Source organism: Amycolatopsis sp. NPDC033938 (genome assembly GCF_055575975.1).
In genome coordinates this window covers 451,795-458,335 of record NZ_JBVIRO010000005.1, presented here as the reverse complement: position 1 = coordinate 458,335, position 6,541 = coordinate 451,795, and the positions used below count along the sequence as shown (strand labels likewise).

5 protein-coding genes and 1 rRNA gene are annotated in these 6,541 nt (G+C 65.2%); 5 read left to right on the top strand and 1 reads right to left on the bottom strand.

Going from position 1 to position 6,541, the window contains the following annotated elements; genetic code table 11:
* Window positions 1–136: 136 nt before the first annotated feature.
* Window positions 137–253: ribosomal RNA gene (rrf, locus tag ACZ5ZX_RS17945) — 5S ribosomal RNA — on the top strand.
* 120 nt (window positions 254–373) lie between these two features.
* Here rrf and ACZ5ZX_RS17940 read toward each other — a convergent pair.
* Entirely contained in the window at window positions 374–820 is a 447-nt protein-coding gene (locus ACZ5ZX_RS17940) for an Lrp/AsnC family transcriptional regulator (protein WP_465503098.1), read from the bottom strand.
* 107 nt (window positions 821–927) lie between these two features.
* Between ACZ5ZX_RS17940 and ACZ5ZX_RS17935 the strand changes: the two genes are divergently transcribed.
* The 4 genes from ACZ5ZX_RS17935 (at window position 928) to ACZ5ZX_RS17920 (ending at window position 6,532) form a co-directional block, all read left to right on the top strand.
* Window positions 928–1,380 (top strand): rhodanese-like domain-containing protein, encoded by a 453-nt coding sequence (locus ACZ5ZX_RS17935; RefSeq protein ID WP_465503097.1) that lies wholly within the window; start codon window positions 928–930, stop codon window positions 1,378–1,380.
* Window positions 1,381–1,465: 85 nt separating this feature from the next.
* Window positions 1,466–2,221, top strand: coding sequence for a type 1 glutamine amidotransferase (locus ACZ5ZX_RS17930; RefSeq protein WP_465503096.1), 756 nt, complete (start codon window positions 1,466–1,468; stop codon window positions 2,219–2,221).
* A gap of 105 nt (window positions 2,222–2,326) precedes the next feature.
* Window positions 2,327–3,451 (top strand): inorganic phosphate transporter, encoded by a 1,125-nt coding sequence (locus tag ACZ5ZX_RS17925; protein WP_465503095.1) that lies wholly within the window; start codon window positions 2,327–2,329, stop codon window positions 3,449–3,451.
* A 108-nt stretch (window positions 3,452–3,559) separates the two neighbouring features.
* Window positions 3,560–6,532 carry a bifunctional [glutamine synthetase] adenylyltransferase/[glutamine synthetase]-adenylyl-L-tyrosine phosphorylase gene (locus ACZ5ZX_RS17920; protein WP_465503117.1) on the top strand — a complete coding sequence of 991 codons (2,973 nt, stop codon included), beginning with the start codon at window positions 3,560–3,562 and terminating at the stop codon, window positions 6,530–6,532.
* Window positions 6,533–6,541: the final 9 nt, after the last annotated feature.

Sequence of the window (6,541 nt, the reverse complement as noted above, 5' to 3'; positions counted from 1 at the left end):
ACAGTAATGTGTTGTCGAGTTGACTGGTACTAATAGGCCGAGGACTTGCCCACAAAGATGTTACGCATCCACTCTACAGCTCTGAAACACCACACCGGTTCTGGAAACAGACTCAGTGTGTGTTGTTTCATAGTGTTTCGGTGGTTATAGCGTCAGGGAAACGCCCGGTCCCATTCCGAACCCGGAAGCTAAGCCTGACAGCGCCGATGGTACTGCAACCGAAGGGTTGTGGGAGAGTAGGACACCGCCGGACTAACATTAGAAAAGGCCCAGATCGGTCGAGAACCTCACGGTTCTCCCGATCTGGGCCTTTTCCTATACCCACCCCCTGCCCGGTGATAGCAAAGGTCCCTTGCTCTCTCGGTGGCGTCGCTCAGCTTCCCGGCCGGCAGACCCCGCGGCGGCGGACCGGCGACGAGAAGACCAGCGAGGTCGTCGTCTCCCCATAGCGCTGCATCCGCTCTACAAGCTCCTCCAACTCCGCTGTGTTCCGGCAAGCGACCCGCACCAACCAGCACTCGTCGCCTGTGACGTGGTCAGCGTCGAGCACCTGCGGAAGAGGGAGGATGGTTTCCCGGAAGCGAGCCGTGTCCAGACTTCGCACCTTCGCCCGGACCATCGCCTCGATGGGCAACCCGAGCTTGGTCAGATCCACACTGGCCGAGTAGCCGGTGATGACCCCCTTCTCCTCGAGCCGCCTTACTCGCTCGGTCACCGCGGGAGCGGACAGCGATACCCGCCTGCCGAGCTCGGAGAAGGTCAGCCGCCCGTCGGACTGGAGAAGTTCGAGCAACTGCCAGTCAAGATCATCGAGGTTCACGGAACTCCAGGTCGATCGTCGCCTCCGCCAGGAATCTCCAGGCTAACCGGCGGCAACACCTGGATTCGCCGATGTCCGCGATGATCGCCAGACTGCACGATTGAGGTATGACGACCGAACCCCGCGTACTGACGTTTCCGGCTCTGGACAGCGCGACCGCGGCCGCGCGCCTTCGTGCCGAACTCGCCCTGGATGTGGATCCCGACGACCTTGCCCGCGATCTCACCGCCGGCACCCAGCACGGATACGTGGTCGTCGAGACACGAGCCCCTGAAGCCTTCGCGTCCGCTCGCATCCCCGGCGCGATCAACTTCCCGTACCGGGACATGACCCCGGAGTCGGTCAGCCGGCTCGACCGAGATCTCGTCTACGTCTGCTACTGCGAGAGCATTCACTGCAACGCCGCGACCAAGGGTGCCCTCAAGCTCGCGGAACTCGGGTTCAAGGTCAAACGCCTGTCCGGCGGGATAGCCGCCTGGCAAGCGGCCGGCTATCCCGTCGAGCGGGACACACCCGTCCTCTCACTCGCCTCCGCGCCCACCCCACGCTGCGCCTGCTGACCGAGGGAGCAAGGGACCTTTGCTATCGCCGCCCCCGTATCGATACCAATGGTCCCCTGCTCTCCACCGGTCGTAGGCTGGGGTGGTGACCGCTCCCAAGTTGCTCGTCATCCAGCCAGACGAATCGGATCCGATCGGCCCACTCGGTGATTGGCTCACCGAAGCGGGGGCTGAGCTCGACATCAAGCTGCTGCCCGGTCAAGGCCTTCCTGTCGATCTTGGTGAGTACGCGGGTGTCGTCTGTCTGGGCGGGGGGATGGGGGCGAACGATGACGCCACTCACCCCTGGCTGGCGGACGTGCGAAAGCTGCTCTCGAAGGCCGTAGGCGCTCGGATTCCGACGCTCGCGATCTGCCTCGGTGGTCAGCTCCTCGCCGTGGCGTTGGGAGGCGTTGTAGCTGAAGGCGATCAAGGGCCCGAAGTGGGTCCAGGGCTTGTGTCCAAGAAGGACGCGGCCTGGACCGATCCGCTCTTCGCGGACCTGCCGCTCATGCAGGACGTCTTGCAGTTCCACAATGACGCGATCACTCGGCTGCCGGCAGGAGCGGAGCTCCTCGCTTCGTCGCCGCGGTATCCGCATCAGGCCTTCCGATTCGACCGTTGTGCCTATGGTGTCCAGTTTCATGTCGAGACGACACCAGAGACCGTCCTTGACTGGGCACGCCAGTCGCCTGAAATGGCAGAACTCACCCGGCCGGACGCACTGACGCCGGAGAATCTCGCACGGGTGCATGCCGACATCACCGAAACCTGGCGACCGTTCGCGCACCGCTTCGTCCGACTGGTGTCCGGTGACCTCTCTCCGGCTGCGGAACGTCAACGTACTTTGCCGATGGCTTAACGACGTATGTCTCAAATGCGTATGGGTTGTTAACGCTCCGGTCTTGCGGTCAGGTACCTTGCGAAGGAGATTTCGAAGGGTTCGGAGGTCGGGGTGGAGCCCTCAGTGTTGGTCGTGCTCGTCGTCGTCACGGCCCTAATTTTCGATTTCACGAACGGCTTCCACGACACGGCCAACTCGATGGCGACGTCCATCGCCACCGGGGCGCTTCGCCCCAAGGTCGCGGTGACGATCTCCGCGGTTCTGAACCTGGTCGGAGCCTTCCTGTCGGTCGAAGTGGCCAAGACCATCTCCAACGGACTGGTCGATGACACCAAGATCGGACCGGCGATCGTGTTCGGCGGGCTGGTCGGCGCGATCGTGTGGAACCTGGTCACGTGGTTCGTCGGGCTGCCATCCAGTTCGTCTCACGCGTTGTTCGGTGGTCTGATCGGCGCCACGTGGGTCTCGGCCGGAACCGACTCGGTCCATTTCGGAAAGATCGTCGAGAAGGTCCTGGTGCCCGCGGCGCTGTCCCCGGTACTCGCAGGCCTCGTCGCGATGATCGTGACCTACTTCGTCTACCGGATCTTCGTCCGCCGTGGCCGCACCGCTGGCTTCCGTATCGGCCAGATCATCTCGGCTTCACTCGTTTCGCTCGCTCATGGCACGAACGATGCCCAAAAGACCATGGGCGTCATCACGCTGACGATGATCACTGCGGGGAGCCTTCCCGCTGGTGCCGGGCCACCGCTCTGGGTGATCGTCAGTGCTGCACTGGCGCTGGCACTCGGTACGTATCTGGGTGGCTGGCGAATCACTTTCACGCTGGGTAAAGGCCTGACGGACATTGATGGCCCGCAGGGCTTCGCGGCACAGACCAGCTCGGCTGCGGTCATCCTCGCTTCGACGAGCTTCGGCTTCCCTCTTTCGACGACGCACGTCTGCTCCGGCGGCATCGTCGGATCCGGTGTCGGCAGGCATGAGTCACCGGTGCGCTGGCGCACAGCCGGCCGCATGGTGATCGCCTGGTTGTTCACCCTCCCGGCAGCCGCCATCGTCGGAGCCGCAGCCGGCCTGGTGACTTCGACCGGCACGGTGGGCACCATCGCCGTCGGTGTCGTGGGCCTGGCTGTCGGTGGCGGAATCTACCTGCTTTCACGACGGAGCCCCGTCAACGCCGGCAGCTTCACCACCCCCACCCCGACCCCGACCGTTCCCGAACCGGAAGTCGGCAGGATCGCCGCCTAGCGAAGCAGGGGACCTTTGCTATCGCTCCCGGCCCGGCGATACCAAAGGTCCCCTGCTTCCTTGCGCGCCCATCTGGTCACAGGCGGCAAGACGACTACGGTGGAGCCGATGGTTGAGCGCGCCAGGCCGACCGCTTCCGTGGCGAGATACGGCTTCACCGACCCCCGCGCCGACGGGCAGCTCCGTGCTGCTGGTTGGTGGACCGAGTCAGGTCCGGATGGCTCCGCAGCCGACGTCTTGTCAGCACTTTCCCGAGCGGCTGACCCCGATCTCGCCTTGAGCGGGCTCGACCGGATCAGGGAGGCCGACCCTGCCTCCTGGGCTGAGCTCGATCAGACACTTCGCACGAACCGCACTTTCCGCGGCCGGATGCTCGGCGTTCTGGGCACGTCGAGCGCACTCGTGGACTTCTTGGTCGCGAACACCGGCTGCTGGAAGACCCTCCGAAGCGACAAGAGCACTGAACCGGCTCAGTATGTGAGCCGGCTCCTGGGCCACTTGCGTTCGGACGATGAACTGCTCACCGGGGTCGAGGCAGAGCAGGCTCTCCGCACCGGATACCGCGGGCTGCTTCTCGGGATCGCGGCGGCCGACCTCGGGCACCTCGTCGAGCCTGGTCTCTACCAGCCGCCTTATGCCGAGATCGGAGCGCAGCTCACCACTCTGGCCGAGGCCGCACTGACAGTGGGGCTCCTCGTCGCGGAGGCAGAGGTGGGTGCCGAGGTCGAAGGCCGGCTCGCCGTGATCGCCATGGGCAAATGTGGCGGTCGAGAGCTGAACTATGTGAGCGACGTGGACGTCATCTTCGTCGGCGACGGGGATCTCTCGGTCTCGACGCGGCTGGCCAGCACGATGATGCGCGTAGTCGGCAAGGCCTGCTTCGAGGTCGACGCGGCGTTGCGTCCGGAGGGCAAGGCCGGTGCGCTGGTCCGGACGCTCGACGGGCACGCCGCCTACTATCAGAAATGGGCCAAGACCTGGGAGTTCCAGGCCTTGCTCAAGGCGCGACCGGTCGCGGGTGACGCCGAGCTTGGGCGTCAATACGCGGAGATGGTCGCGCCGAAGGTGTGGGCGGCGGCGGATCGGGAGAATTTCGTCCCCGAGGTCCAGAAGATGCGGCGTCGCGTCGAAGGCCACGTGCCGTCCGCGCACGCCGAGCGAGAGCTGAAACTGGGCCGAGGTGGTCTTCGCGACGTCGAGTTCGCCGTGCAGTTGCTGCAACTGGTCCACGGCCGGATTGACACCGAGCTGCGTTCTCCGTCCACGATGGACGCTCTCGCCGCTTTGGGGGAGGGGGGCTACGTAGGCCGCACGGATGCTGCGGAGCTCGGCTCGTCGTACGAGTTCCTCCGGACCATCGAGCACCGGCTCCAGCTTCGGCGGCTACGGCGTACGCACCTGTTCCCTGCTGCTTCGGATGCCGTCGAGCTGCGAACGATCGCGAGGGCGAGCGGGGTACGGCCTGCGCGGGGCAGGAGCGAAGGGGATGTGCTGCTGGCGGAGTTCCGCCGCCACCTGCAGAGCATCCGGCGTCTTCACGAGAAGCTCTTCTATCGCCCGCTGCTGCAGTCCGTCGCGAATGTGCCGACCGAGGCGCTGCGCCTGACGACGAAACAAGCGGAGAGCCGTCTGGCCGCGCTTGGTTATGCCGCGCCGGACGGAGCGCTTCAGCACATCAAGGCGCTGACCGCGGGGATGTCTCGACGGGCGGCCATCCAACAGGCGCTGCTACCGGTCTTGCTGGACCTTCTCGCCGATACCCCGGATCCTGACCGAGGACTTCTGTCCTATCGCAAGGTCTCGGAAGCACTCGAAGAGACGCCCTGGTACCTCAGGGTTCTACGGGACGAGGGTGCGGTCGTCGAGAGGCTCGCCTTCTTGCTGGGCACGTCGAGATTAGTGCCCGATCTGCTGGCGCGAGCACCTGAAGTGCTGCAGCTGCTCGGTGATCCCGCGCGACTGGCTGGCCGCACGCCCGCCGAAGTAGCCACTTCTCTGCGAGCCGCAGTTCGCCGGCAACCTGGACTGAACGCCGCTGTCACCGCCGCGAGATCACTACGCCGGCACGAGATGCTGAGGGTCGCGTCGGCTGACCTGCTGGGGCTGCTCGACGTTCCTGCGGTCTGCGAGGCGTTGTCGAGTGTGTGGGTCGCCGTGCTGCAGGGAGCCTTGGCCGCCGCTTTTCGTCAGCGCCAGGCAGAGCTCGGCCGGACACCCGCGAAGATCGCCGTCATCGGCATGGGACGCCTCGGCGGGGCCGAACTCGGGTACGGGTCGGATGCGGACGTCCTCTTCGTATGTGAGCCGACCGAGGGGGTCTCCGACTCTGAAGCAGCGAAGTTCGCTTCGTCGGTCGCCGAGATGGTTCGGAAAATTCTCGGTGCGCCGAGCCCCGACCCGGCGTTGGTCGTCGATGCCGATCTCCGCCCAGAGGGGAGAAGCGGTCCGTTGGTACGGACGCTGGAGTCCTACCGCAGTTACTACGGGCGCTGGGCAGAGGTCTGGGAATCGCAGGCGTTGCTTCGTGCTCGCTTCATAGCCGGTGATGACGACCTCGGTGCGCGGTTCATCGAGATGATCGATCCCATTCGATATCCCGAGGCGGGGCTCGACGCGGTTCGCGTGCGGGAGATCAGGCGGATCAAGGCGCGAGTGGAGACGGAGCGGATGCCCAAGGGCGCCGATCCGACCCGGCATACGAAACTCGGCCGCGGCGGGCTGGCAGACGTGGAGTGGACCGTGCAGCTCATGCAGCTGCGCTACGGGCACGAAGTAGAGGCACTCCGAACCACATCGACGATCGAGGCGCTGAAGGCCGCGGCAGAGGCAGGGCTCGCTGACCCCGCCGAAATCGAATCCCTGACCGAAGCCTGGCTGCTGGCGACACGTGTCCGGAACGCCGGGATGCTGGTCAGGGGAAAGGCCGTCGACGAGATCCCCAGCTCCGGTCGAGATCTCGCCGCTGTCGCCCGTGTGCTCGGTTACTCGGCCGACGACGATCCTGGGGAGTTCCTCGACGCGTACCGGCGGACGACGCGACGTGCCCACGCGATCGTGGAGACTCTCTTCTACCAGGACTGACTGCTCTGA